Raw genomic sequence first — 25,994 nt, 5'->3', positions numbered from 1 at the left:
GAGCCGTCCGAGCGTGCGAATCTGGGTGACGGGCGTCGGGATCGTCTCGCCGCTGGCGCGCGGGGCGAGGGCGACGATGGACCGGCTCATCGCAGGAGAGCGGGCCTTCGCTCCGCTCTCCCTGTTCGAGATCCCGGGCACACGCGCGCGTGTCGCCGCCGAGGTCCGCGGTCTCTCCGCCGAGGAGGTCGCTCCTCCGGGCGAGGCGGAAGGGTGGTCACGCACCGACGCGATGGCCGTCCTCTCGGCCCGCGAGGCGCTCGCGCACGCGGGCATCGACCCCGGGGCGATGCCGGTCGACCTGGTGGTCGGCGGGACGACGGCCGGCATGTTCGAGACAGAGGAGCTGCTCGCCTGGCTGTCGCATGATCCCAGCGCGATCGCTCCGTTGAAGCGGATGCTCTCGCACCCGCTCTCGTCGACGGCCGATCACGTCCGCTCCGCGGTGGGGCCGTTCCGGCGGGCGAGGAGCGTCTGCAGCGCCTGCTCGAGCGGCGCGAACGCCATCTTGCTGGGCGCGGCCTGGCTCCGGGCCGGCCTGTCCACCCGCGTCCTCGCGGGCGGCGCCGACGGTCTGTGTCGGCTGACGTACACCGGCTTCGGCGCGCTCGCGGCCGTCGATCCCGAGCCGTGCCGCCCGTTCGACCGGCGGCGCGCAGGGCTGAACCTCGGCGAAGCCGCGGCGTTTCTGCTCCTCGAGTCCGAGGACGCCGCGCGCGCGCGCGGGGCAGAGCCGATCGTGGAGCTCCGCGGCTGGGCCACCGGCGCCGAGGCGCACCACATCACGAACCCCGAGCGCGAGGGGCGCACCGCCGCCCGCGTCATGCGCGACGCGCTCCGGTGCGCGGCGCTCGCGCCCTCGGATCTCGACTACGTCAACGCGCACGGCACGGCGACGCCGCTGAACGACGTCATGGAGAGCGCGGCCCTGCGCGCCTGCCTCGGCGCCGAGGTGAGCCGCATCGCCGTCTCGTCGTCGAAGGGGCAGATCGGGCACACGCTCGGCGCGGCCGGCGCGATCGAGGCAGCGATCACCGCCCTCGCCATCGCGCGCGGCGTGATGCCGCCGACCGGCGGCCTCGAGGAGGTCGACCCGGAGTGCCAGCTCCTGCACCTCAAGGAAGCGCGCGAGGCGCCGATCCGCTCGGCGATGTCGAACTCGTTCGGCTTCGGCGGCACGGACAGCGTGCTCGTGTTCGCTCAGCCCGATCGGTTCCCGCCGCCGCTCGGCGCCGGCAGCGCGCCGCGGCGGCGCTCGGTCGCCGTCACCGCGGCCGCGACGATCGGCCCGCTCGGCGTCCTCTCGTCCCGCGGCGGCGCCGCCTACCTCGAGCCTGGCCCTCCGCCGGCCGAGGGGCCCATCGCGTTCAACACGGGTGCGCACCTCGATCTCGCGCGCGCGAGGCGGCTCGATCGCGCTGGCCGGCTGACGACGGCCGCGGTCCTCACGGCGATCGAGGACGCCGGGCTCAGGGGCGCGACGCAGCTCGACGCCGGCGCGAGCGCGGGCGATCCGGCGGCCGACGCCGCGCCGAGCCGCACGCTGCCCGGCGCCATCGTCGGCGCCTCCTTCGGCAGCGTCGACGCCTCGACCGCGTACATGCGGCGCATCTACGACAAGGGGGCGAAGTACGCGAGCCCCGCCGATTTCCCGAACCTCGTTCCGTCGTCGCCGGTCGGGCACGCCTCCATCTATCTGGGCCTCCGCGGGCCGGTGTTCGCCATGGCCGATCTCGGTGCGACGGCGGAGTCGGCCATGGTCACGGCCATCGAGCTCATCACGGCCGGGGAGGGCGAGGCGCTCGTCGCCGGCAGCGTCGAGGAGGCGAGCCCCATGATCGAGCGATGCCTCGGCCCGATCTGCTCGGAGGTCGTCGATTGCGGTGTGCGGAGCGAGGGCGCCGCCGTGCTGCTCTTCGAGAGCGCCGCGCGCGTGCGCGAGCGCGGGGCACGCCCCATCGCGATGGTGGCCTGGTGGAACTCCTGGCGCGGCGACGGCGTGGGGATGCTCGCGGGAGCACCAGCGCCGCTTCCCCTCGATCTGTCGACCGATGGCGCGCAGCGAGCGCAGCCCGGCGCCCCGACGCCGGCCGCTGTGTTCGTCGGGCGGCAGGAAGATCGCCTCGTCGCGTGCCTGCGCGGTTCGCCGTGGGCCGAGGTGCCGCGGTCCACGCTGGCGTCGCGCTCGGGTGATCACGAGGGCGCCGGCGGGTTCGCCGCCGCAGCGGCTGTCGCTGCGCTCGCGAGCGGCGCCCTCGCGAGCGTGCTCATCCTGGGCGGCGCACCCGACCGCGGATACGCGATCCTGCTGGTCGCTCCCGGCGACGCGTGACGACACCGCTGCGTGGGGCCGACCATCGTATGCGCCGCCCGGTGAGCGCCGCCTGCCTCCTGCTCTCGCTCGCGTGCGCTCCCGCGTGCGCCGTCCAGGGACCGCGGCGAGGCGGCGCGCTCGACGCCGAGTTCGCGCAGCTCCTGCCTCGCCCCGCGCCTGACGCGCCCGCCGCGCCCGCGTGGCGCGAGGGGCGCCAGCGCCTCGCCGACCTCCGCCGCGAGGTCGCGGGGGCTGGCCCGCGCACGCTCCGCGTCCGCCTGTCGCTCCGGGAGCCGCGCACGGGCCAGGTGATCGAGGCGCGCGGCGCGATCGCGATCGCCCCGCCGGCCGTCGCCGTCGATGGGCGCGCGCGCGGGGCGGGGAGCGCGGCCATCGAGCCGGAGGGCGCGCTCCGGATGATCCTCCTCGGTCCGGGCGGCACCACCGCGCTCGATCTGTGGACGCGCGGCGACCGCTTCCGCTTCGCCGTCCCCGCGCTCGATCTCCTGAAGCGCGGCGACGCGTCGACGCCGCGCGCGTCGCTCCGCGGCCTGCCGGTGGACTTCCTCCGCTGGTGGATGCTCCACCCCGCGGCGGGGACGCTGCTCTGGTACGAGCGCGCCGCGAGCGTGGACGCGTTCGTCCTGCGCGACGGCGACGCCGTGATCGAGCTGCGGATCGACGATCGCGGCTCGATCGGCGCGCGCCGCACGACGTGGTCGGCCGCCGGTGACGCGCGCCGGCGCCAGCTCGACGAGGAGGTCGTGATCGCCGAGCGCATGGGCTGCGGCAACGTCCGCTACGCGCAGGCCTCGACCGGGCTGCTCGTCACGGTGATCTGCGAGGCCGAGGAGCGCGATCGCGCCCCGGATCCGCGCGCCTTCGTCGATCCCGACGCGATCCGGCCGGGGGACGGCTCATGAGCGACGCGTGCGTGATCGCCTCGGGCGCCGTCTCTGCGCTCGGCCTCGGCCCGCTCGCCTACCAGGTCCCTGACGCCGGCGAGCCTGCGCCCGTCGCCATCGCGCACGACGCGGAGCTCGCGCGCGCCGGTCTCCAGCGGCCCTTCGCCGCGCGCGCCCCCGCGGAGCTCGGCGTCGCCTCCGGCCCCGATCGCGCGACGGATCTCCTGAAGGCGGCGCTCTCCCAGGCGCTCGCGACCCTGGAGGTCGTGCGCCCGGGCTGGCGCGGCGAGCGGATCGGCATCGCCCTCGGCACCTCCAGCGGCGGCATGCTCACGGCGGAGCGGCTCTTCGCCGCGCGCGCAGAGGGCGCCGACGCCGGCGCGCTCGCCGCGCTGGCCCCGGGCGCGACCTACTTCGCGCCGTTCAACGACGCGCTCGCCGCGTTCGGGCTGGAGCGGACCCCGTTGCGCACGCACCTGCTCGCGGCCTGCGCGGCGAGCACCCTGGCGATCGGCCTCGGCCTTCGCTGGCTCGATCGCGACGCCTGCGATCTCGTGCTCGCCGGCGGCTACGACGCGCTCAGCGTCTTCGTCGCCGCCGGCTTCGAGGCGCTCCGCGCGACAACGGCGTCCAGATCGCGCCCCTTTCGTGTCGGCCGCGACGGCATGGCGCTCGGCGAGGGCGCCGCCGTGATCGCCCTCGTCCGCGAGGATCGTCGCCGCGGCGCCCCGGTGACGGCGCGCGTCGCCGGCTTCGGCGCATCGACGGACGCGGTGCACATCACCGCCCCGGATCGCACGGGCTCGGGGCTCATGCGCGCCGGCGCCGCGGCGCTCGCCGACGCCGGGTGGCCTGCCGCGCGCGTCGGCCTCGTCAGCGCCCACGCCACGGCGACGCCCTACAACGACGCGATGGAGTCGCGCGCGATCGCTGCGCTGCTCGCGGCGCCCCGCCCTGCCGACGGCACGGGCGGGCTGCCTGGCGGCGCTCCGGTCTCTCCGCCGGTGGTCCACCCGTTCAAGGCGCAGATCGGGCACACGCTCGGCGCCGCGGGCGCGCTCGAGTCGCTCGCGGCCGCCGCCGCCCTCACCGCGCGCATCGCCCCCCCGGCGGCGTCCGAGGGCGAGCTCGACCCCGACGCCCCGGCGCTCCTGCTCGAGCGCGCCGAGCCCCGCCCGCTCTCTGCGGCCCTCAAGCTCTCGGCGGCGTTCGGGGGCGCCAACGCCGCGCTCCTGCTCACGTCTTCCCCGAGCGGGCGCAGGCCGCGGACCGCCCGCCCCGTCTATCTCCGCGCGCATGCGCGCGTGACCGGCTCCGATCTCGTGCGCCTCGCCGAGGCGACCGGCGTCGCGCGCGACCGCCTCGCGCGCCTCGACGCGCTCTGCCGGCTCGGGCTGTCCGCGGTGGCGGCCCTCGCCGCGGCCGTCGGCGCCGACGGCCTGCGCGGCGCCGGCATCGTCGCGGGCCACGCGCTTGCGACGCTCGACACCAACGAGATCTACGACGCCCGCCGCCGCGCGCGCGGCGCCCGCTTCGTCGATCCGCGCCTCTTTCCCGCCACGTCGCCGAACGCGATCGCGGGCGAGTGCGCCATCGCGTACCAGCTCACCGGGCCGAGCTTCGCGGTCGGCGCCGGGCTCGGCGGCGCGCTGGAGGCGCTCCGCGCCGCGGCCGAGCTCGTCGCGTCGTCCGATGCCGATCGCATGGTCGTCCTCGCGGCCGACGACGCGGGTCCGGTCGCGCGCGAGCTCCTCGGCCTCATCGGCGCGCGGTCGCGGGCGTTCACCTGCGGCGCCGTCGCGCTCCTCCTCCAGGCGGACCCCGGCGACGCGGCGCGCCTGCGCGAGGTCGATCTCGACCTCCCGGTGGACCACGAGGGCCCGGTCGGCCACCTCGCCCTCCTTCGCTGGCTCGAAGACCGCGGATAGCGCCGGTACACCCGTCCGCGCCATCCGCGGCGTTCTTGTTCGCTTCGCTTGCCGATCTGCACCCCGATCTGGCAAGGTCCCGGGCCGGAATCAGCAGCTTCCCCTGAGCGTTGTCCTGCCCGCGTATGCTCTGCCGCAAAACAAACGCTGTCGCTTCACTACTCGTCGTTGCTTCCACCGTCCTCGCCGGCTGCGCGACCCACTACATCCCGAACACGGATGTCGAGGACAACGACGACAACCGCAAGATCATCTCGTTCTGCGAGAAGTACCGCAACGCGGTGGAGAGCAAGAACGTCGGCGCCCTCCTCCAGCTCGCCTCGCCCAAGTACTACGAGGACGGCGGCAACATCGATGCGGCGGACGACCTCGACTACGCCGGCCTGCGCGAGTACCTCAACGGCAAGTTCCAGGAAGCGCGCGCCATTCGTTACGAGATCCGTTACCGGCGGGTCCTCAGGGAGGACGACGTCATCTTCGTCGACTACACCTACAGCGCCAGCTACCGCATCCCGGGTCGCAAGGGCGAAGAGTGGCGCCGCAAGGTGGAGGACAACCGCCTCGAGCTTGTCGAGCACCAGGACGAGTACCGCATCGTCGCGGGGATGTAGCGCTCGGCCGCGGCTCTAGTTGAGCGCGCTCTTCGAGGAGGGGGCATCGAAGACGCCCTTCTCCTTCGCGGCGGCGAGCACGCGGAGCGCCGTCCGATAGCCGCGCAGGACGAGCGGCTTCGCGGCGAACCGGTTCATGTAGCTGTACCGGCCGACCGCGGGCGCCACGTCGAGGAAGGTGACGTTCGGGTAGAGCTTCGAGAGGAGCTCGACGCCGCGACGCTCCTTCTCGGCCAGCAGGATGCTGAGCGACTGCCGGACCACGCCGGGCGCGCCGCTCCTCGCGATCGAGCGCTGCGACCCGTCGCGCTCCTCGGGGCGGTAGATGTTGGAGATGATCACGATGTTCGCGCCGGCGTTCACGGCCACGTCGGCGGAGAGCGTCCGGATCACCTCGCCGCTCAGGTGATAGCGGCCGTTGATGCGGTAGGGCCGGAACAGGCCGGGCACGCAGCAGCTCGCGGCCACGGCCTGGCTGATCGGCGTCGCCTCGTCGTAGCCCGGGCCAAAGACGACGCGCTTGGCGCTGTCGACGTCGACAGCGGTCACGTAGACAGCGTGCGGGAGCTGCCGGAAATCGTTGATCGGCAGCGTCCGACGCACGTAGCGCTCGAGCCGATCGATCGAGAACATCCCCGAGCAGAGGTACCCCGGGTCGAGCAGATCGCGCAGGGCGGGCGCACCGAAGAAGCTCGACACGTGGAGGCGAGGCCCGCGGTGCCGGCGCCGCCACGGCAGGCGGTAGGCGTCGAGCAGCACGTCGAGCGGGATGTCCTGTCCGTACGTCGCGCTGACAAGCGCGCCTGCGCCCGCGCCCACGTAGATCTCTGGATGGATCCCCAGCTCTTCGCAGGCCTTCAGCACGCCGAGGTGCGCCAGGCCTCGCGCCGCCCCCCCGGAGCCAACGAACGCGATCTTGAGGCGGCTCATCGAGCGTCGATCTTGCCGGAGATGCGGCACGAGCGCAAAGCCTACTGTAGCTGGAAGTCCTCGAGCAGCCGATAGATCCTGAATCGCGGTCCGTCTCGCCGTAACCACACGACGATCTCGTCGCCGAGCAGCCGATCGGCCGCGATCCGGGCGGTCGTGATCGGCACCCGGATCACGACGTCCTGGTCGTCGAGCGTCTCCGGCTGGATCGCGGGGTGCTGCGGCGTCGCGAGCACGTCCTCCGCCCGGAAGATCTGGAGCTCCGACTCCCGGTAGACAGGCTCTCCGGCGAGCTTGCCGTACTCGAGCCGCCGGAAGCGCTGCTCCCACCAGAGCCCAGCGCTCGGCGGCTGCCCTTGTCCGCCGGACCCGGTCTGGATCGCGAGGGCGTCGCGCGTCAGCAGCTCGCTCAGCGCCTCGCTGTCCTCGGCGGTCACCCGCTGGAAGAACTCGGCCACGACGTCCAGCGCCAGGCCGATGCCGAGCGGCGTTCGAAGGGTCACGACGCCGTCGCGGGCATCGGCTTCATTCACCGGTCGCGGAGGCGCGCTCGCCGGATCGATCGCCACGCCGTCGGGGCGGCGACGCTCCTCGGGCAGCTCGGAGGCCGCGGGGAACGAGGCCGCTCCGCCCAGCCCGCACCCGAGGAGGGACGAGCCGAGGAGCGCGACGATGAACAGCGAGGGGGGCCCCGGCGGAGCTTGCGCGACGTCAGGGACGCCGGCCGGCGATGGGTGCGCCCGGCGCCTCTGCGGGGCGTGGCGGCGTTCAGATCGGCTCGACCGCTGGCTCATCGGCGCGCGTGAACGTCACGATCGCACGCTCACCGACGGGGGTCCACCCCGCGGGGGCCTGCTCGTCGTCGAAGTCCGACGCGACGAGCGTCAGCCGGCTCGCCGCATAGTCGGGCATGCGCATGCGACCCAGGCCGCCGTCGCTCAGCAGCCGCTCCATGTCCTCGTTGCCCTGGTAGATGCGGTACGCCATCGGCGTGCCGCCGTGGGCCACGAGCAGGTACTCCGGGTTCGTGACCACGATGTTCATCGCGCTCGGCCCGGCCCCTTCCTCTGCGCAGAGCCGATCGACGAGCGCGATGGAGGACCGGAGGGCTGCCCGCGCGCTCGCCGCGTCCACGGTGGGCCGATCGAGCTGGTTGCTGTCGTGGAGGAAGGACAGGAACAGGTGGAAGAGGATCTCGCTGTCCGTCTCGCCGCGGACGTCCCGCTGGAGAAACTGCGGCAGCGAGTCGCTGAGCTGGCTCCGCAGCCGGGCGAACCCTTCGACAGTGCCGGTATGGGCGAACAGCCACTGCCGGTAACGGAACGGGTGCGTGTTCTCCGTACGCAGGCTGCCGACGGTCGCAGCCCGGACATGCGCCACGAGGATGTCGGCGCGCACGTCCTTGGTCATGTCGACCAGGCTGATCTCGGGCCGGTCGTCGATCGGCCGGCGCTTGAGGAGAATCTCTCCTCCCTGGTAGAAGCCGACACCCCAGCCAGGGATCACGCCCTCCCTTCGGCGGACGACGAGGGCACGATCTTCAAGCTCGATCGCACGCGCGCCGAGATCCGGACGGTTACCGATAAAGCCGACGAGACGAGCCATAGCTTTGTCCTCGCGAGTTGGGTCGGGGGCCGGGGGCCGTGTCCGGCTCGCCGGTAGAGCGCTCCCTCATCTGCAAGCAGGGGTGGCTCCGTCGGTCGGCCGCGTGAGCGTGGGTCGCGGGTTGCGCCCTATGCTTTCTTGATACGACAGAGTCGCCGTGCAAGCGGAGCAAAAACGGATCCCCAGCGGCGAGGCTGGCCGCGGGCACGGCCTGACCACACTGCCTGCCGCGCGTCGCGCCGGTCGCGTGACCTCTCACTCTTCGCGCTCACCGCTTCCCCGACCGTCCCCTTGGCGCTACCCGCGCGGCGAGATCTCTCACGCACGGGTACGCACGGGTATGTGCGAGGCGCGGCTAACCTCGTCTGCTTTCTCGCGTCAGCCCATCGCGTCGACGTCGTGGCGCATCGCGCCGTGGGCCAAGCCGCTCGAAACAGCGCCGGCAGTCCTGGCGTGATCCCTGACGCGCGGCACTACGGCGCGAGCCGGTTCAGCATGCGCGGGAACGGGATCGTCTCGCGCACGTGGGGCAGGCCGCAGATCCAGGCGACGCTCCGCTCGACACCGAGCCCGAAGCCCGCATGCGGGAAGGTGCCATACCGGCGCAGATCCAGGTACCAGCTGAACGCCTCGGGGGGCAGCTTGTGCGCCTCAATTGCGCGCTCGAGCGTGGCGAGATCATCCTCGCGCTGCCCGCCGCCGATCACCTCACCATAGCCCTCTGGCGCCAGGACATCGACGCAGAGGGCGAGCCGGGCGTCCGTCGGATCGCGCTTCATGTAGAAGGCTTTCACCTCGGCCGGATAGCGGTGGATCATGACGGGGCGATCGTACCGGCTGGAGATGATCGTCTCGTCCTCGCCCCCGAGGTCCTCGCCCCAGGGGAAGTCCGGGACTCCAGCTTCTCCAGCGGTTTTACGCTTCTCCGCGCGCGCCTCGTTCAGGATGGCGACGGCCTCGTCGTAACGGATGCGGGGGAACGGCTTCTTGACGGCCTCGAGCTTCGTCACGTCGCGCTCGAGCACGGCGAGATCGGGGCGGCGCCGCTCGAGGACGCGCTCGACGATGAAGCAGAGGAAGTCCTCGGCCAGGTCCATGTCGCCGTCGAGGTCCATGAACGCCACCTCGGGCTCGACCATCCAGAACTCGGCCAGGTGGCGGCGCGTCTTCGACTTCTCCGCGCGGAACGTCGGCCCGAAGCAGTACGCCTTCCCGAACGCGGCCGCCGCCGCCTCCATGTAGAGCTGCCCCGACTGGGTGAGGTACGCCTTGTCGCCGTGGTAGTCGGTCTGGAACAGCGTGCTCGTCCCCTCGCACGCGTTCGGCGTGAAGATGGGCGCGTCGACGAGCGTGAACCCGCGCCCGTCGAAGAAGTCGCGGATGGCCTGGATGATGGTGTGGCGCACGCGCAAGATCGCGTGCTGCCGCCTCGAGCGCAGCCAGAGGTGGCGGTGATCCATGAGGAAGTCGGTCCCGTGCTCCTTCGGGGAGATCGGGTACTCGCCCGCGGTCGGGGCGATCAGGCGGAAGCCGGCCGCGACGACCTCGAAGACCCCGGCCCGCTTCGGGTGCGCCTTCACCTCGCCGGTAACCTCGATCACGCTCTCCTGCGTGACCTTGTCGGCGGCCGCGAAGACCTCGTCGCCGACGTCGCTCTTCGCCATCACGCACTGGACGGTGCCGAGGCCGTCGCGCAGCTCGAGGAAGTGGAGCTTCCCGCTCGAGCGCTTGTTGTAGAGCCATCCACGGAGCGCGACAGTGCTGCCGACGTGCGCGCTGAGGTCGCTGGTAGCGATGACGGGCAAGTCCTGCATGGGCGCCGGAAATAGCACGGTTTAGTTGCGGCTGACGCCGGCTCCGGCCAAAAATGGCGCCATCTTGGCCCGCCGAAAGCGTCGCGCGCTCTGCCTGCCTGCGTTCCTCAAGCTGCTCGCCGCGGCGGGCGTGCTGCTCGGCGCAGGCGGCTGCTCGGCCCTGTACCCGGAGCTCGAGTCCCGGCTCCACGCGCCGCCTCCGGGGCAGGAGCTCCATCCTCTGCCGCCCGAGGACGTCCGGTGGCTCCGGATCGTCGAGGCGCGCGTCCCGGAGCGCACTCGGGACGGTCGAGCCTGGGATCCCCCCGGTGACGGCAGCCTCCCGGACCCCTACGCCCGCGTCCTGGTCAACGGCGTGGAGCTCTTCCGGACCGCCGTGCAGTCGGACACCGTGGAGCCGACCTGGCCGGATGGCCCCAGCGGAAATTTCCGCGTCGCACCCGAGGACTGGCTCCGCGTCGAGGTCTGGGAGTCGGATCCGCTCGTCGACAAACCGATCGGCGTGCGCGACATCGGCCGCCCCACCGAGGCGCAGCGCGCCGCCGGCGAGATCCAGGTCGATCTGGAGGGTGGCGGCTCGCTCACGCTGGCCTTCCAGCCGGCTCACGCCAGGATCGGCCTTGGCCTCTGGTACCAGCTCTACTCGGGCTCCGCGTTCATCTCACGGACCGTGGAGGGGGGGCCCGCCGAGCGCGCCGGGCTCCGCAAGGGCGACGAGGTGCTCGAGATCGCGGGGCGGGCCGTGCGGAGCCTGACCGTCGCCCAGATCCGGGGCGCGCTCGACGCCGTGCCGCGCACAGGGCTCGTGCTCCTGGTCAAGCACGCCACGGGCGCGACCGAGCGGCTCCGGGTCCACGCCGGGCCCATCTACCCGCTGTTCGAGCGCTTCGGCGCCGTCGAGTGAGGGGCCGGCGCGCCGTGAAGATCCCGCCGTTCGGGCTCACGACCCGGGAGATCCGCGAAGAGCTCGCGCCCCTGCGGAACGACTTCTCGGTCGCGGTGTGCCGCGCGAAGAACCCGTTCAACATCGGGGCCATCATCCGCGTCGCCCACTCGTTCCTGGTCCGGGAGATCTTCCTGATCGGGACCGAGCCTTATTACGAGCGCGCCTCGATGGGCATGCAGAAGTACGAGACAATCATCGAGTGCCCCGACGAGGCAGCCTTCCTGGAGGCGGCGCGCGGCCGCCCGCTTATCGGCGTGGAGCGCGACCACGCGCGGCGGACCCTCTGGGAAGCGCCGCTGCCGCACGGGCTCGTCTTCCTCTTCGGCAGCGAGGACGACGGGCTGCCGCAGGCGCTGCTCGACGCCTGCGAGGACGTGATCGCGATCCCCATGTACGGGATCAACCACTCGTACCCGGTGGCGATCGCGGCGGGCATGACGATGTGCGAGTGGGCGCGGCGGCGCGACCCGCGCGGCGGCGGGATCCGCGAGGGCGGGTGAGCCGCGCCGCCGCGGGCCGCCTGCCGGCGGACGCGGCGTCGCTACTCGCGGAAGCGCTCGAAGACGAGCAGCTCGCCGAGGAAATCGTGATCGAGCGTCCCGGCAGCGCGCATCCCGAGCTTCTCGATCACCCGGAGCGACGCGCGGTGCCAGGCCGGCGTGGTGGCGATCACGCGCCTGACGGCTGCCTGCTGCAGCGCCCAGTGCAGGACGGCGCGCGACCCCTCGGTCGCGTAGCCCTGCCCCTGGGACTTGCCCTCGACGCCGTAGCCGATCTCCACCGTCCCCGTGGCGTCGGGCCGGCCGTTCAGCACCACGCTGCCGACGACGACGCGCGCCGCCTGGCCGCGCGTCACCATCAGCCGCGTCCCCCACAGGAAGGCCTCGGGATCGTCGCGCAGCCGGTCGAGCGGCGAGCTGAAGGCGCGCTCGACGAGCGCGCGCCCAGGCCACGCGTCGGGGAAGTGCGCGCCGGACAGGGCCTCGGCTTCCAGGCGATCTCCGCGGATGACCGCCTCGAGCAGGGGCAGCGAGACCGGGGTGAGATCTAGGCGCTCGGTAGTCAGGGTGCTCATCGCGAACCTGCGGCGATCAGATCACGCGTCGCGGCCTGCCGGAAGTCGAAATGGCGAAGGGCCGACTTCCCCGGGAGGAAGTCGGCCCTCGCCGGCCAGGCTTATCTGCCTGGGCCGCGATCAGAAGTCGTGGCCGTGACCCGCGTGGGCCCCGCCGGCCGACGCCTTCTCCTCCTTCGGCCGCTCGGCGATGAGCGCCTCCGTGGTGAGCATCAGGCTGGCGACGCTGGCCGCGTTCTGGAGCGCCGACCGGACGACCTTGACCGGATCGATGACGCCCATCTCGAGCAGGTTGCCGTAGGTGCCCGAGGCCGCGTTGTAGCCGTACGAGTCCTTGCCCTCGCGCACCTTCTGCACGACGATCGAGCCCTCTTCCCCGGCGTTGGCCGAGATCTGGCGGAGGGGCTCCTCGATGGCGCGGCGGATGATGTTCACGCCGAACCGCTGCTCGTCGTTGACCTGGATCTTCTCGAGCGCGCTCTGCGCACGGATGAGCGCGACGCCGCCGCCCGGGACGATGCCCTCCTCGACGGCCGCGCGGGTCGCGTGGAGCGCGTCCTCGACGCGGGCCTTCTTCTCCTTCATCTCGGTCTCGGTCGCAGCGCCGACCTTGACCACCGCGACGCCGCCCACGAGCTTCGCGAGCCGCTCCTGGAGCTTCTCGCGGTCGTAGTCGCTCGTCGTGTTCTCGATCTGCGCGCGGATCTCCTGCTGCCGGGCCTTGATCTTGTCCTTCTTGCCCTGGCCGCCGACGATCGTCGTGTTGTCCTTGTCGATGATCACCGTCTTGGCGCGGCCGAGATCGCTGATCGTGACGTTCTCGAGCTTGAGGCCGAGCTCCTCCGCGATCACCTGGCCGTCCGTCAGGGTCGCGATGTCCTTCAGCATCTCCTTGCGGCGATCGCCGAAGCCCGGCGCCTTCACGGCCGCGCAGTGCAGCGTGCCGCGGAGCTTGTTCACGACGAGCGTCGCGAGCGCCTCGCCCTCGACGTCCTCGGCGATGATGAGGAGCTGCTTCTGGCTCTTGGCGATCGCCTCGAGCACGGGGAGCAGGTCCTTCATGTTGGAGATCTTCTTCTCCGAGATGAGGATGTAGCAGTCCTCGAGGTTCGCCTTCATCGCCTCGGGATCGGTCACGAAGTACGGCGAGAGGTAGCCGCGGTCGAACTGCATGCCCTCGACCACGTCGAGCGTCGTGTCGGCGCTCTTCGCCTCCTCGACCGTGATCACGCCCTCCTTGCCGACCTTCTCCATCGCGTCGGCGAGGAGCTTGCCGATCGTCTCGTCGCCGTTCGCGCTGATCGTGCCGACCTGCGCGATCTCCTTCGCGTCCTTGGTCTGCTTGGCCGAGCTGTGGAGGTGCCCCACGATCGCCTCGACCGCCTTGTCGATGCCGCGCTTGATCTCCATCGGGTTGTGGCCCGCCGCGACGAGCTTGGAGCCCTCGCGGTAGATCGCCTGCGCGAGCACGGTCGCGGTGGTCGTCCCGTCGCCGGCGATGTCGCTCGTCTTCGAGGCGACCTCGCGGACCATCTGGGCGCCCATGTTCTCGAAGCGGTTCTCGAGCTCGATCTCCTTGGCGACGGTCACGCCGTCCTTGGTGACCGTCGGGGAGCCGAAGCTCTTCTCGATGACAACGTTGCGCCCCTTCGGGCCGAGCGTGACCTTCACCGCGTCGGCGAGGGCGTTGACGCCCGCGAGGATCATGCTGCGGGCGGACTCGTTGTAGATGATTTCTTTGGCTGCCATGGTGTCTCTCCTAAGTTCCTGCTGTCGCCCGCGTCACTTCTCGATCACGCCGAGGATGTCGTCCTCGCGGAGGATGAGGTGCTCCTCGCCGTCGATCTTGACCTCGGTGCCCGAGTACTTGCCGAAGAGGACGCGATCGCCCTCCTTGACGTCGAGCTTCCGCACGGTACCGTCCTCGCCGACCTTGCCGTTGCCGACGGCGACGACCGTGCCTTCGATCGGCTTCTCCTTGGCCGTGTCAGGGATGTAGAGACCTCCCTTGGTCTTCTCTTCTTCCTTCACGCGCTGAACGATCACGCGGTCCTGGAGCGGTCGAATCTTCATCTTGCGAATCCTCCGGGGACGAGCGCCGCGTCCCTCGAGACGGCAGGACCCGCGGCCTGAGCGGCAGCGAGGTCCCGTACGTTTGCAGCCTGGGCACTTTGCTAGCACTCGCTTCCGACGAGTGCTAGCGGGCGGCGCGCAAGATAGTCACCCCCCGGAGGGTGTCAAGCGCGGCTCCGCCCGGTACTTCGCGCGTTAGCAGCCAGGCGCTGGGGTGGCTGTAAGTCCCGGAGATCGCAAGAGAAGTGCGGGGCGTGAGGCTGGGCTCGGCGCGGTCCGTCGGCTAGAGTGACCGTATGAGGGCGGAAATGCGGCAGCACAGCGACGCGACGTCCTCACGGTCTCCGGCCCGATGGAGGCCGACAGGACGTGTCTGGTTGACCTGAGCGCGCGGTAGCCCGGGCTACGTCGGTATCCAGGGCACCCGCGCAAGTGAGGTGCCCCCGTGAGCCAAGCGATCTCTGTGTCCCCGAGCATGACCCGCTATTTCCAGGAGGTTGTGGACGAGGCGCTCCGAGTTCGGAACGTCGCCGCGACCGAGGCGGCCTCGAGTTACCTCGTCGGTCTGCTTTGTGCTTTCGCTCACCCGGACGAGCACGCCGAGTCTGCCTTCAACCAGCCCCTGACCTTTCTGCTGCGCGACGCCCTGGAGGCCTCCGGGGCCGAGCGTTTCCGGCGGCTGCGCAACCTCGGTGACGGCGTGCTCTACGCGGTCGGCTTCTTCGGCGGCCATATCGAGCTCAAGGGGGTAGACCGCGGCTATGTGGTCGGGGTCGGCTCGACCGCCTACCACCATGCCGCCGCTATGCTGCGCCTCAACGCGGGCGTCGGCCAGGGCCCCGATGTTCTTTCGGAGATGGCGGAGAAGTTCGAGCGCTTCGCGGCCGTCCTGAACGACGTGGCCGACGGTACGCTCGCGTCCGGCGCCCGGGACGAGCGCTCGGTGCTCCGGCTGTACGAGCGCTGGGTCCGCACCGGCTCCAGCCGCCTCGCCGAGGAGCTGGGGGCGCGCGGGCTCGTGCCGAGCCGCGGGACTGGCGGGCTCAACTGATGCTAGGCGCGACCTTCACCGCCCGGATCCAGCAGCACCTCGCGTGGACCTACGCGCTCGATGACGCGCCCGCCGTCGACGACTTCATCCGGCCGACGGACGGCGGCGCCCGCGAGGCGCTGCTGATCCGGCACGCGGACGGGGACATCGAGGTGGCCCTGCACCTGCCCCGCCGCGCGATCTCGCGGGGCGGAGCGGGGACGTTCGACGAGATCTGCCAGATCGTCGAGGGGGTGAGCCATTTCCTCTATGTGGCCGAGCGGGCGCGCCGGGAGCTCCCGGCGACCCAGCTCGAGCTCGAGCTCCAGGCCGAGGTCGACAAGTACGTGCTGCTCGTCCACGGCGGCCTGGCCGAAAAGGTCGAGCTCCCGGGCCCGCCGCTCGGGCATCGCGGCGAGGGTGCTCCGCCCGGGCCGCGGCGCTTCGAGCCCGAGCGCGCCGCGCGGATCCGCGCTCGCCTCTTCGAGCGGGTGACCTTCATGGACCCCCCCGGCACGGAGACCGGTGACCGCTACCGGATCGCGAACGACCTGGCGGCGCGCTTCGCTGGCCGGCTCGAGGTCGAGTTTGCTCGCCGCGGTCGGCACGCCGAGCTGCTCGCTGCGCTGCGGCGCTTCTACGCGGCGGGGCAGACGGAGAAGATCGCCCTCGCGCGCGCCGCGTGACCGCGTCGAAGGCGCTCGGCGTCGCCGTCCGGGGGCGCGGGGCGGCGCCGAGCGCGCGCCGCGGCCGCGCGGGCTCGACGCGCGGCGTGAGGATCGTTCCCTCTTGACCGGTTCGCGCGCACGTACTCTCATCCGCATCTACGATGCCTTCCGCGAGCATGAAGCCGCCGCCCCGCGTGCTGGTGGCTGAAGACGAACCGGCGATGTTGAGCCTTGTTGCGCGTCATCTGAGGAGCCTCGGCTTCGCCGTGATCGAGGCCTCCGAGGGCGACGCCGCCTGGGACCTCGCGCGCGAGCACACGCCGGATCTGGTGATCCTGGACGTGATGATGCCCGGCATGAGCGGCTGGGAGATCTGCAAGCGGCTGAAGGGCGACACGTCCGACGGTCGGCCCTTCGCGAACACCGGCGTCATCATGCTCACCGGGATCGGTGAGAACCTGAACGAGATGACGTCGCCGCTCTTCGCGGCGGACGCCTGGCTGAACAAGCCGTTCGACTTCGGGGAGCTCGACGCGCGCGTGCGCGAGACGCTCGCGCGTTACGCCAAGGCGCTGCCCGGATCGAACGGCAGCAACGCCCAGGCGAGCGGCGAAGGCGAGGAGCACGAAGAGCCCGTGTCAGCGCCGGCGCCGCGCGCGCAGCAAACGTCGGGGGCGAACGGCGCCGCGACTGACAAGGCGGCCGCGAAGAAGGCGGCGCCCAGGAAGACCGCGGCGAAGAAGACGGCTGCGGCGAAGAAGGCGGCGCCCAAGAAGGCCGCGGCGAAGAAGGCGGCTGCGGCGAAGAAGGCGGCGCCCAAGAAGGCCGCGGCGAAGAAGGCGGCGCCCAAGAAGGCCGCGGCGAAGAAGGCGGCGCCCAAGAAGGCCGCGGCGAAGAAGTCGGCCGCGAAGCCGGGGGCGGCGAAGAAGACGGCTGCCTCGCAGAAATCGTCTGCAAAGCCGGGCGCGGCGAAAAGGCCGGCCGCCACCAAGGCAGCACCCAAGAAGAAGACGGCGAAGTGATCCAACCCGGGGCCCGCGCTGCGCGCGGCGCTCGGTCACGTTGTTCTCACGCCACGCACGCGCTCGGCCGCCAGGCCGAGTAGGGAGAGGGACGCCGCCCGGACAGACCTCGGGCGAGGGCCCTCACGCGCCGGTCGTCATCGCGCACCGATGCCGCCTGTCCGCCGACGTCGAAGCTACCCTGCGCGGGAATTGTCGGGGTTTGCCGCGCGTCATGCCTCGCGCGCCGCGCGCCGCGTCTCCCAGGAACTTTCGGGCGCGTGACCCGTCAGCGGGTACAATGCTGCGACGTTTCCACTTCGAGGGCCCCCGCGGGGGGCGTCCGGAGCGCTGAGCACCGTGAGCGACTCTCGCACGAAGCACCTGGACCGCATCCGCAGCGCCGCGCTCGCTGTCGAGCTGAGGCTCCGGTTCAGACGCGCGCTCCGCGCCCTGCCGAGCGCGCTGACCATCGCGCTGGCGATCGCCGCCGGCACGCTCGCGGCCCACAAGGCGCTTCCTGCGCACCTGGGCGAGCAGCGCGCGCGGCAGCTCCTCCTCGGCGCCGGGCTGCTCGTTCTTGCCACCCTCGTCGTCGCCATGCTGCGCCGGCTGCCTCCGCGCGCGGGGACGATGGCGCTCGACCGGCACCATGGCCTCCACGACCGGCTCACGAACGCCCTCGCCTTCGACGCGCTGCCGGCCGCGCAGCGGACCCCGCTCATGGAGGCGGCGATCGACGACGCCTGCGAGCGCGCCGCAGGGCTGCGCCCCGCCGGCGCCGCGCCGCTGGCCGTCCCGCGCGAGCTCCTGGCCTCGGCCGCTGTCGGCCTCGGCGTGCTCGCGGTGGCGCTGCTCGAGGTGCGGACCCCGCGCAAGACGGCGCCCGTCGCGCAGACAATCGACGCGCTCGCCATGTCGCCCGATGACATCGAGCTCTTCAAGGACGCGGCGAGGGCGCTCGACCGGCCGGACCAGAGCCCGGAGATGAAGTCCGCGGTCGAGCGGTTCAACCAGCTCATCGAGGACATCGCCAACAAACGCCTCGATCGGACCGAGGCGTTCCGCCGCATGGAGGCGCTCGAGCGCGAGCTCCTCAAGGGGGCCGAGGCCGACCTGAAGGCGCTCGAGGAAGCGCTGAAGGAGACCGGGCTCGACCTCAAGAAGAGCGACCTGGCGAAGGGCGTCGGCGAGTCTCTCGAGAAGAAGGACCTCGAGAAGGCGAAGAAGGACCTGAAGGAGCTCGCCGAGAGGCTCCGCGACAAGAAGCAGAAGTTCGACAAGGCCGAGATCGAGCGGCTGCGCAAGGCGCTCGCCGAGGCAGCCTCACGCCGCAAGGAGGCCCTCGCCGCGATCAACGAGAAGCGGGCCGAGGTGCGCGAGCAGCTCCTCAAGCAGAAGCAGAAGGCCTCCACGAGCGACCAGCGGAAGCCCGAGGAGGAGCGGCTGCTCAAGAAGAAGGAGCGCGAGCTGGAGCGGCTCGACCGCGACGCCGAGCAGAAGGAGCGGACCGGACGTCAGCTCGACCGCCTCGACCGGGAGCTCGCCAAGGCCGCCGAGGATCTGATGCGGGATCTCGGGATGTCGGCGGACGATCTCGATCAGGCCGCCGAGGACATCAACCGGATGCAGCAAGAGGAGATGTCCGAGCAGGAGAAGGAAGAGCTGCGCCAGAGGCTCGAGGAGCTGCGGGAGCTCGTGCGCCAGCAGGGGCAGGGCGGCAAGCAGCGGATGGCCAGGATGCTCCGCTTCGGCAAGCGCGCCCGCGGAAGCCAGGGCGGCGGCGAAGAGCAGCAGGGGCAGGGTCAGCAGGGTCAGCAGGGCCAGGAGGGCCAGGGCGAGCAGCAAGGGCAGGACGGCCAGCAAGGCCAGGGCAAGGGCGGGCAGGGCCAGGGGCAAGAGCTGGTGATCGGGCCCGGCGGCAAGAAGATCCTGATGCCGGGCGGGCAAGGCCAGGGGCAGGACGGGCAGGGGAGCGGCCAGGGCAACAGCAACGGCGGCAACAAGCCGGGCGGCGACGGCGCCGGCTCCGGCCGTGGCGGCGAGGTCGCGGGCAAGCGCACGGACCCGAAGATGGGGACGCAGGACGTCCAGGCGCAGGGGCTCGATACCCAGGAGGGGCCGTCGAACAGCGAGGTCATCCTCAGCGCCGCCGAGCGGGGCTTCAAGGGGACCGGCTACAAGAAGGTCTTCACCGACTATCACACCGTCGCAGAGCAGCAGATCAACAAGGACCAGATCCCCGATGGATACCGGTTCTACGTGAACCGGTATTTCCAGCTGATCAGGCCGCGCGAGTGAGTCGAGCCGGCGGCTCGAACGCGACCGCGCCTCCACGGACGCTCCGCGACAGCGGGATCGAAGCAGGAAGCTATGGCCGACAAGACGAAGGAAGCAGCGCGCGCTGAGGTGGACGAGTTCCGCGCGAGCATCGGAGAGCTGCGCGAGGAGGTGGGAAAGGTCATCGTCGGCAACCGCGAGGTGGTCGACGGCGTGCTCACGTGCATGCTCGCGGGCTCGCACGCGCTGCTCGAGGGCGTGCCGGGGCTCGGCAAGACGATGCTCGTCCGCACGATGGCCGAGGCGCTCGACCTCCAGTTCTCGCGCATCCAGTTCACGCCCGACATGATGCCGGCGGACATCATCGGCACCACGGTCATCGACGAGAGCGCGGGCGGACAGCGGTCGTTCTCGTTCCGCAAGGGGCCGATCTTCGCGAACATCGTCCTCGCCGACGAGATCAACCGCGCGACGCCGAAGACGCAGAGCGCGCTCCTCGAGGCCATGCAGGAGCACCGGGTCACTGTCTCGCGCCAGAGCTACACGCTCGAAGAGCCGTTCTTCGTCCTGGCGACGCAGAACCCCCTCGAGAGCGAGGGGACGTACCCGCTCCCCGAGGCGCAGCTCGACCGGTTCTTCTTCAAGCTTCACGTGCCGTTCCCGAGCCGCGACGAGCTGAACTCGATCCTGGAGCGGACCACCGGGACCGAGGCGATCGCGGTGCGGCCGGTCCTGAGCAGGGAGCGGATCACCGCCATGCAGCGGCTCGTGCGCGAGGTGCCCGTGGCGAAGCACGTCCAGGACTACGCGGTGCGGCTCCTCCAGGCCACGCACCCGACCGAGGGCGAGAGCCTCGACGAGGTGAAGCGGTTCGTGAAGTTCGGCGCGTCGCCGCGCGGGGCGCAGGCGCTGCTGCTCGCCGCGAAGATCCGGGCGCTCTTCGAGGGGCGGTTCGCGGCGTCGGTCGACGACGTGCGGGCGTGCGCGCTCCCCGCGCTGCGCCACCGCGTGCTCCTCAACTTCGAGGGAGAGGCCGAGGGCGTGAAGACGGACGAGGTGCTGCAGGCGATCCTCAAGCACCTGCCGGAGAGCAAATGAGGGAACGTCGAAGGTAGCATGGGGCTCTTCGACGCCTTCAAGAGGGCCGCTGCGCCGCTCCGACGGCTCTCCGCGCTCTCCCCGCTCTCCGCGAGCGCCTCCGACGAGGATCTCTTCGACGACGAGTTCCAGCGCAAGCTCGACTACCTCGCGATGGTGAGCCGCCGCGTCTTCTCCGGCGCGATGCGCGCGGAGCGGCGGACCAAGAAGACGGGCTCCGGGGTCGAGTTCGCCGATCACCGCGACTACGCTCCCGGCGACGATTTCCGGTACCTCGACTGGGCCGCGTACCAGCGCTTCGACCGGCTCCTCATCCGGCTCTACGAGGAGGAGGAAGACCTCTCGATCTACTTCATCCTCGACACGTCGGCGTCGATGGCGTTCGGCGACGGCGCGAAGCTGCGGCACGCGAAGCGCCTCTGCGCCGCGCTGGCGTACGTGGGGCTCGCCAACCTCGACCGCATCGCGATCGTCACCGCGACCGACGAGATCAGCGGGCGCATGCAGTCGACCCGCGGCAAGGCGCGCATCTTCAGGATCTTCCGCTTCCTCGGGCAGGCGCGCGCGGACGGCGCGACCGACCTCGGGGAGGCGATGAAGACCTTCGTGGCGCAGCACAAGCGGCGCGGGCTCGCGGTCATCCTCAGCGATCTCTACGACCCGGTGGGCTTCGAGCGCGGCATCAACGTGCTCCGGTACAACCGCTTCGAGCCGTTCGTGCTCCACATCGCCGACCCGCGCGAGGCGCGGCCCGCGCTGCGCGGCGACGTGCGCGTCTACGACTGCGAGACCGGGGAGGAGCGCGAGGTCACGGTGACCGCGAAGGTGCTCGAGCGCTACGCCGCGGCGCACGAGCAGTACCTCGACGAGATCCGCCGCTTCTGCACGTCGCGGCAGGTGAGCTACTTCCGCGCCGACGTGTCCGTCCCCTTCGACGAGCTGATCCTGCGCGTGTTCCGCAGAGGCGGCTTCCTCCGGTAGCCATGCTGCACTTCACCGGCGTCCCGCTGCAGACCCTGCTCCAGATCGGCGCCCTCGCCGGGGCAGTTGTCGTCGTCTTCTACATCCTCAAGCTGCGCCGGCGGCCCGTCGCCGTCCCCTTCTCGAAGATCTGGGAGCGCGTCCTCCGGGACAAGGAGGCGACGAGCCTGTTCTCGCAGCTCAAGCGGCTGCTCTCGCTGCTCCTGCAGCTCGCGCTGCTCGCGCTGCTGCTGCTCGCGCTCGGGGATCCGCGCCCGCAGGCGAACCTCGTCGAGGGGCGCAACATCGTCGTGCTCATCGACGCGAGCGCGAGCATGCAAGCCATCGACGTCGCGCCCTCGCGCATCGAGCTCGCGAAGGAAGAGGTCAGGAAGATGGTCCGCGGCCTGTCCGGCAGCGACCGCATGCTGCTGGCCCAGATGGACGCGGCCGTCACGCCCCTGTCCACGCTCACCGGGGAGATCGCCGACCTGGAGGCGGCCGTCGCCGCGGTGAAGCCGACCGACGCGACCGCCGACTTCGCGCGCGCGCTCCGCTTCGCGGGTGACACCCTGAGCGGGCTGCCGTCGCCCGAGATCATCGTCGTGAGCGACGGCGCGCTGGGCGAGCCGGCAGATCCCGGGGGGGCCGTGCGCCTCGGCGACGTCAAGCTGTCGTTCCTGCCCATCGGCAAGGGCTCGCGGAACGCCGCGATCACCGAGTTCTCGGTGCGGCGCTACCCGCTCGACAAGAGCCGCTACGAGGTGATGCTCGAGGTCACGAACACGAGCGACGAGCCGCTCGATCTCGAGCTGTCGCTGCTCGGCGACGGCCAGCTCACCGACCTGACGCGCATCCGGCTCCAGCCCAAGGAGAAGCTGCCCCGCTTCTACCCGAACCTCTCCGGCGCCTCGAAGACGCTCGAGGCGAAGCTCGCGCTGGCCGACGGCAGCTCCGACGACCTGCCCGCGGACAACCACGCCTACGCGCTGCTCCCCGAGCGGCGCCGCGCGCGCGTCCAGGTCGTCACGGCGGGGAACATGTTCCTCGAGGCGGCGCTGCTCCTCGACGAGTACCTCGACGTGACGTTCGTCGAGCCGCAGCGCTACCCGGCGGCCGCCTCGTTCGACGTGACCATCTTCGACGGCGTGGCGCCGACCGTCGCGGCGGGCAGCGGCAGCCTGCTCTACCTCAACCCGACCGGGACGGGCCTCCCGTTCGAGGTGGGCAAGGAGATCCTGGACGACGATCCGAACTACCGCCTGGGCTTCGACGAGCTCGAGGCGAAGCACCCGCTCCTGCGCTACACGGCGCTCAGCGACGTGAACATCGCGCGCGCCCACACGCTCAAGGGCAGCAAGGAAGACCGGGTCGTCGGACGGAGCTACAAGGGCCCGCTGCTCATCGAGGGGCGGCGCGGCGGCGTGAAGTTCGTCGCGCTCGGGTTCGACGTCCGCGAGAGCGACTTTCCCCTGCGGATCGCCTGGCCGCTCTTCCTGCTCAACGCGATCAACAACTTCGTCGAGGAGGACACGAGCTACATCTCCTCGTTCCGCACGGGCGCCGTCTGGCACATCCCGGCGTCCTCGTCCGCGGAGACGGCGAGCCTGGAGCAGCCCGACGGGACGAAGCGCATGGTCCCGATCCAGGACGGGCGCGCCGTGTTCCTGGGGCAGCACGCCGGCTTCTACACGCTGCGCGTCGGCGGCGCTGGCGCGCAGGAGGAGAGCATGTTCGCCGCGAACCTCTCCGCGCCGCAGGAGAGCGCGATCGCCCCCGCCGCCGAGCTCAAGGTCGACGGCCGCGGCGCGGGCGCCGTGAGCGAGTTCAAGATCGGCGTTCGCCGCGAGCTCTGGGTCTACCTGCTCGCGGCGGTGCTCCTCGTGACCGCGATCGAGTGGTTCACGTACCACAGGAGGGTGACGGTGTGAGCGCGTTCCGTGGCCGCAAGCTCCGCGTCGTCGCGTGGGCCATCACCTGCGTCGCCCTCGGCGGGATCCTGTTCTGGGCGTACCGGAGGTACGTCCTCCTCCATCCGGATCCGACGCTCACGTGGGTGCGCGAGGGGGTGAAATACGAGCTCCTCAACCCGAAGATGCTCGGTGCGCTCCTGCTCGCGCCCTGGTTCGTCGGGGTGCTCGCGGGGTCGCTCGCCGACCTTCCCCTCCCGCAGCGCGTGCTCTCCGTGCTGCTGCGCATCGCCTTCGTCGCGCTGATCGCGCTCGGGCTGTCGCGGCTCGCGAGGACCGCGACCACGGAGAAGGTCGCCACCATCTACCTCATCGACGTCTCCGAGTCCGTCACGGACGAGGCGCTCGACGACGCGCGCGCGACGCTCGACAAGGCCTTCGTCGAGAAGCCGGAGGACGGCGTCATCAAGGTGATCACCTTCGCGCGGCGGCCGCGGCTCGTCGAGCGCGCGGCCGGCGAGCCGGCAGGGGGCGACGCCGAGCGGCGCGCGCCGGCGATCGGCCGCCACCTCGACGAGAAGGGGCAGCGCGGCGATCTCGGCGCGGGATCGAACCTGCAGGCGGCGCTGCAGCTCGCCTACGGCCTGTATCCGCCCGGCCACCTCAAGCGCGCCGTGCTGATGTCGGACGGCGTGCAGACCGACGGCGACGTGCTCGCCGAGGCCAACCGGGCGCGCGACTTCGGGGTGCGGCTGTTCTCGATCCCGTACCGGCGGCCCGCGCCGCCCGAGGTCGCGGTGCGGGAGCTCAGGATGCCGGACCGGGTCAAGGTCGGCGAGACGTTCGAGATCCACGCCGACATCTACGCCAGCCGCGCCACGAAGGCGCGCGCGCGGCTGTTCCAGGGCGAGGCGCTCAACGGCCTCGAGGGCATCCGGGATCTCGAGCTCAACGCGGGGCCGAACGACGTCATGTTCAAGAGCGTCGTGCGCATCGCGGGGCAGGTGACCTACGCGCTCGAGCTCGACCAGATCGCGGACGACAAGTTCAAGGAGAACAACCGGTACGCGACCACCATCGACGTGCCCGGACGCCCGTCCGTGCTCTACATCGAGGGGACGCCGCAGCACGCTGGCCCGCTCTCGAGCGCGCTCACCGCGCAGCAGCTCGACGTCGACGTCAGGCCGCCGGCCGGCTTCCCCGGCTCCCTCAAGGAGATGGAGCGCTACGACTTCCTGATCGTGTCCGACACCCCGAAGGAAGCGCTCAGCCTGCAGGGGCAGGAGATCATCGAGAGCTACGTGCGCGATCTCGGCGGCGGGTTCCTCTTCGCCGGCGGCGAGTCGGGGTACGGCCTCGGCGGCTGGTACCGCACGACCATCGAGCGGATCCTGCCGGTACGGATGGACAACGAGCGCAAGAAGGACATGCCGAGCATCGCGATGGCGCTCGTCATGGATCGCTCGGGGTCGATGACCGGGCTGCCGATCGAGATGGCCAAGGCCGCGGCCAAGGCGACAGCGGGGGTCCTGGGATCGGACGACCTGATCGAGGTCATCGCGTTCGACTCGGCGCCGACCCGCTACGTGAAGATGCAGCCCGCGCGCAACCGCTCGCGCATCGCCGGTGAGATCGCGCGCATCCAGCCGGGCGGCGGGACCGAGATCTTCGGTGCCCTCGACGCCGCGTACCAGGACATGACGGTGACGCAGGCGCGCAAGAAGCACGTCATCCTGCTCACCGACGGCAAGGCGTCGACGGGCGGCATCCGCGATCTCGTGTCCGCCATGATCGCCGAGTCCATCACCGTGACCACCGTGGGGCTGGGCAACGATCTGGACGAGCAGCTCCTCAAGATGATCGCCGACGTGGGCGGAGGGCGCTTCCACGCGGTGCCAGACCCGAACAACCTGCCGCGGATCTTCACCAGGGAGACCGAGATGGTCGCGCGCGCCGCGGCCGTCGAGGAGTGGTTCCCGGTCACCCAGGTCGGCGACGCAGCGTTCCTCCGCGGCATCGACATCCGCACAGCGCCGAACCTGCACGGCTATGTTTCGACCAAGCTGAAGCCACCGCCGGCCCAGGAGCTGCTCACGAGCGACACCGAGGAGCCGATCCTCGCGCGGTGGCGGGTCGGCCTCGGGTGGACGCTGGCCTGGACGAGCGACGTGAAGGCGCGCTGGGCCGTGGAGTGGCTGAGGTGGCCGGGCTTCGAGAAGTTCTGGGGGCAGCTCATCCACGAGCACATGCGCCAGAAGCACCGCCGCGAGCTCGACATGAAGGCCGAGATCGTGGACGGAGAGCTGCGCGCGTCCGTCGACGCGTTCGGGGCCGACGACCGGTTCGAGAACAACCTGACCTCCCGGCTCAGCATCATCGGGCCCGAGCCGGGCGGCACGACGCGGGTCGTCGACATGCGGCAGACCGCGCCAGGGCGGTACGAGACGGCGCTCCCGCTGGACCGGTACGGCTCCTTCCTGCTGCGGGCGGAGCACCTGCGCGAGGGCGAGGACGGCTCCCTGCGCGCTGTCGCGGTCAGCTACGGCCACGTCTCGAACCCGTACCCCCGGGAGTACGCGAGCTTCGAGCCCGAGCTCGCGACCCTCGAGAAGGCTGCGGTGTCGACCGGCGGCGCTGTCGATCCGGACGGCGTGGCGGCCATCTTCGATCCGGCAGGGGAGAAGGTGACCTTCCACGAGGAGCTCTGGCCGCGGTTCATCTACGCCGCCATGGCCGTCTTCCTGCTCGACCTGCTCGTCCGGCGGGTGCGGCTCTTCGACCGGAAGTTCGTCGCGCGTCGGGGCCGCGGGCCCGGGGGACAGAGGCTCCCCGTCGTATGACATCGG

General features: G+C 71.4%; 21 protein-coding genes. 14 read left to right on the top strand and 7 right to left on the bottom strand.

Features of this window, described 5'->3' with window-relative positions:
* Nucleotides 1–13: 13 nt before the first annotated feature.
* From WMF42_RS30530 to WMF42_RS30515, 4 genes are all read left to right on the top strand, one after another.
* Nucleotides 14–2,332 (top strand): beta-ketoacyl synthase N-terminal-like domain-containing protein, encoded by a 2,319-nt coding sequence (locus tag WMF42_RS30530; protein ID WP_437686325.1) that lies wholly within the window; start codon nt 14–16, stop codon nt 2,330–2,332.
* A gap of 41 nt (nt 2,333–2,373) precedes the next feature.
* Nucleotides 2,374–3,237: a hypothetical protein gene (locus tag WMF42_RS30525; RefSeq protein WP_437686324.1), complete on the top strand. Its 864-nt coding sequence runs from the start codon at nt 2,374–2,376 to the stop codon at nt 3,235–3,237.
* Entirely contained in the window at nt 3,234–5,147 is a 1,914-nt protein-coding gene (locus WMF42_RS30520) for a beta-ketoacyl synthase N-terminal-like domain-containing protein (RefSeq protein WP_061609496.1), read from the top strand. Before WMF42_RS30525 ends, WMF42_RS30520 begins: the two co-directional genes overlap by 4 nt.
* Nucleotides 5,148–5,428: 281 nt before the next feature.
* Nucleotides 5,429–5,758: a hypothetical protein gene (locus WMF42_RS30515; RefSeq protein WP_437686323.1), complete on the top strand. Its 330-nt coding sequence runs from the start codon at nt 5,429–5,431 to the stop codon at nt 5,756–5,758.
* A gap of 15 nt (nt 5,759–5,773) precedes the next feature.
* Here the strand turns inward: WMF42_RS30515 and WMF42_RS30510 are convergent, their stop codons facing one another.
* The 4 genes from WMF42_RS30510 to asnS all read right to left on the bottom strand — a co-directional run bounded on the left by WMF42_RS30510 (nt 5,774) and on the right by asnS (nt 10,107).
* A complete protein-coding gene (locus WMF42_RS30510; protein ID WP_437686322.1) occupies nt 5,774–6,688 on the bottom strand; it encodes a patatin-like phospholipase family protein in 915 nt (304 codons plus the stop codon).
* Nucleotides 6,689–6,729: 41 nt separating this feature from the next.
* Nucleotides 6,730–7,257 carry a hypothetical protein gene (locus WMF42_RS30505; protein ID WP_437686321.1) on the bottom strand — a complete coding sequence of 176 codons (528 nt, stop codon included), beginning with the start codon at nt 7,255–7,257 and terminating at the stop codon, nt 6,730–6,732.
* Nucleotides 7,258–7,456: 199 nt separating this feature from the next.
* Nucleotides 7,457–8,194: a class II glutamine amidotransferase gene (locus WMF42_RS30500; protein ID WP_233561865.1), complete on the bottom strand. Its 738-nt coding sequence runs from the start codon at nt 8,192–8,194 to the stop codon at nt 7,457–7,459.
* A 572-nt stretch (nt 8,195–8,766) separates the two neighbouring features.
* Nucleotides 8,767–10,107 carry an asparagine--tRNA ligase gene (asnS, locus tag WMF42_RS30495; protein ID WP_061609501.1) on the bottom strand — a complete coding sequence of 447 codons (1,341 nt, stop codon included), beginning with the start codon at nt 10,105–10,107 and terminating at the stop codon, nt 8,767–8,769.
* Between the two features lie 64 nt (nt 10,108–10,171).
* On the opposite strand from asnS, the gene WMF42_RS30490 reads away from it, so the two are divergent.
* Together WMF42_RS30490 and WMF42_RS30485 are read left to right on the top strand one after the other, a co-directional pair.
* Nucleotides 10,172–11,011: a PDZ domain-containing protein gene (locus WMF42_RS30490; RefSeq protein ID WP_437686320.1), complete on the top strand. Its 840-nt coding sequence runs from the start codon at nt 10,172–10,174 to the stop codon at nt 11,009–11,011.
* Nucleotides 11,012–11,025: 14 nt separating this feature from the next.
* Entirely contained in the window at nt 11,026–11,553 is a 528-nt protein-coding gene (locus tag WMF42_RS30485; RefSeq protein WP_061609519.1) for a TrmH family RNA methyltransferase, read from the top strand.
* 41 nt (nt 11,554–11,594) lie between these two features.
* Here WMF42_RS30485 and WMF42_RS30480 read toward each other — a convergent pair whose 3' ends face one another.
* The 3 genes from WMF42_RS30480 to groES all read right to left on the bottom strand — a co-directional run bounded on the left by WMF42_RS30480 (nt 11,595) and on the right by groES (nt 14,201).
* Nucleotides 11,595–12,128 (bottom strand): GNAT family N-acetyltransferase, encoded by a 534-nt coding sequence (locus tag WMF42_RS30480; RefSeq protein WP_061609503.1) that lies wholly within the window; start codon nt 12,126–12,128, stop codon nt 11,595–11,597.
* Between the two features lie 120 nt (nt 12,129–12,248).
* Nucleotides 12,249–13,877, bottom strand: coding sequence for a chaperonin GroEL (gene groL, locus WMF42_RS30475; protein ID WP_061609504.1), 1,629 nt, complete (start codon nt 13,875–13,877; stop codon nt 12,249–12,251).
* Nucleotides 13,878–13,910: 33 nt separating this feature from the next.
* Entirely contained in the window at nt 13,911–14,201 is a 291-nt protein-coding gene (gene groES / locus WMF42_RS30470; protein ID WP_061609505.1) for a co-chaperone GroES, read from the bottom strand.
* A 445-nt stretch (nt 14,202–14,646) separates the two neighbouring features.
* Between groES and WMF42_RS30465 the strand changes: the two genes are divergently transcribed.
* From WMF42_RS30465 to WMF42_RS30430, 8 genes are all read left to right on the top strand, one after another.
* Complete coding sequence (locus tag WMF42_RS30465; protein ID WP_437686319.1) at nt 14,647–15,252, top strand: hypothetical protein; 606 nt, start codon at nt 14,647–14,649, stop codon at nt 15,250–15,252.
* The gene (locus tag WMF42_RS30460) at nt 15,252–15,917 is read left to right on the top strand and encodes a hypothetical protein (RefSeq protein WP_061609507.1); all 666 of its coding nucleotides are present in this window, start codon (nt 15,252–15,254) and stop codon (nt 15,915–15,917) included. The genes WMF42_RS30465 and WMF42_RS30460 overlap by 1 nt, the downstream gene beginning before the upstream one ends.
* A 143-nt stretch (nt 15,918–16,060) precedes the next feature.
* Nucleotides 16,061–16,921, top strand: a complete 861-nt coding sequence (locus WMF42_RS30455; RefSeq protein WP_437686318.1) for a response regulator transcription factor — start codon at nt 16,061–16,063, stop codon at nt 16,919–16,921.
* Between the two features lie 339 nt (nt 16,922–17,260).
* Nucleotides 17,261–19,201 carry a hypothetical protein gene (locus WMF42_RS30450; RefSeq protein WP_437686317.1) on the top strand — a complete coding sequence of 647 codons (1,941 nt, stop codon included), beginning with the start codon at nt 17,261–17,263 and terminating at the stop codon, nt 19,199–19,201.
* Between the two features lie 72 nt (nt 19,202–19,273).
* Nucleotides 19,274–20,278, top strand: coding sequence for an AAA family ATPase (locus tag WMF42_RS30445; RefSeq protein ID WP_061609509.1), 1,005 nt, complete (start codon nt 19,274–19,276; stop codon nt 20,276–20,278).
* 18 nt (nt 20,279–20,296) lie between these two features.
* Nucleotides 20,297–21,259, top strand: coding sequence for a DUF58 domain-containing protein (locus WMF42_RS30440; RefSeq protein WP_061609510.1), 963 nt, complete (start codon nt 20,297–20,299; stop codon nt 21,257–21,259).
* 2 nt (nt 21,260–21,261) lie between these two features.
* Complete coding sequence (locus WMF42_RS30435) at nt 21,262–23,169, top strand: vWA domain-containing protein (protein ID WP_061609511.1); 1,908 nt, start codon at nt 21,262–21,264, stop codon at nt 23,167–23,169.
* Nucleotides 23,166–25,988 carry a VWA domain-containing protein gene (locus tag WMF42_RS30430; RefSeq protein ID WP_437686316.1) on the top strand — a complete coding sequence of 941 codons (2,823 nt, stop codon included), beginning with the start codon at nt 23,166–23,168 and terminating at the stop codon, nt 25,986–25,988. Before WMF42_RS30435 ends, WMF42_RS30430 begins: the two co-directional genes overlap by 4 nt.
* Nucleotides 25,989–25,994: the final 6 nt, after the last annotated feature.

This window comes from Sorangium sp. So ce176 (assembly GCF_051519835.1).
Taxonomy (GTDB): Bacteria; Myxococcota_A; Polyangia; order Polyangiales; family Polyangiaceae; genus Sorangium; species Sorangium cellulosum_G.
The sequence above is the reverse complement of the archived record's forward strand: the minus strand, read 5'-3'. Positions and strand labels throughout refer to the sequence as shown.

What these genes read in the sequence shown, in the direction of transcription:
- WMF42_RS30520 (WP_061609496.1), top strand. Translation starts at nt 3,234, where the DNA reads ATGAGCGACGCGTGCGTGATCGCCTCGGGCGCCGTCTCTGCGCTCGGC.
- WMF42_RS30510 (WP_437686322.1), bottom strand. Translation starts at nt 6,688, where the DNA reads ATGAGCCGCCTCAAGATCGCGTTCGTTGGCTCCGGGGGGGCGGCGCGA.
- asnS (WP_061609501.1), bottom strand. Translation starts at nt 10,107, where the DNA reads ATGCAGGACTTGCCCGTCATCGCTACCAGCGACCTCAGCGCGCACGTC.
- WMF42_RS30480 (WP_061609503.1), bottom strand. Translation starts at nt 12,128, where the DNA reads ATGAGCACCCTGACTACCGAGCGCCTAGATCTCACCCCGGTCTCGCTG.
- groL (WP_061609504.1), bottom strand. Translation starts at nt 13,877, where the DNA reads ATGGCAGCCAAAGAAATCATCTACAACGAGTCCGCCCGCAGCATGATC.
- groES (WP_061609505.1), bottom strand. Translation starts at nt 14,201, where the DNA reads ATGAAGATTCGACCGCTCCAGGACCGCGTGATCGTTCAGCGCGTGAAG.
- WMF42_RS30460 (WP_061609507.1), top strand. Translation starts at nt 15,252, where the DNA reads ATGCTAGGCGCGACCTTCACCGCCCGGATCCAGCAGCACCTCGCGTGG.
- WMF42_RS30455 (WP_437686318.1), top strand. Translation starts at nt 16,061, where the DNA reads ATGCCTTCCGCGAGCATGAAGCCGCCGCCCCGCGTGCTGGTGGCTGAA.
- WMF42_RS30445 (WP_061609509.1), top strand. Translation starts at nt 19,274, where the DNA reads ATGGCCGACAAGACGAAGGAAGCAGCGCGCGCTGAGGTGGACGAGTTC.
- WMF42_RS30440 (WP_061609510.1), top strand. Translation starts at nt 20,297, where the DNA reads ATGGGGCTCTTCGACGCCTTCAAGAGGGCCGCTGCGCCGCTCCGACGG.
- WMF42_RS30435 (WP_061609511.1), top strand. Translation starts at nt 21,262, where the DNA reads ATGCTGCACTTCACCGGCGTCCCGCTGCAGACCCTGCTCCAGATCGGC.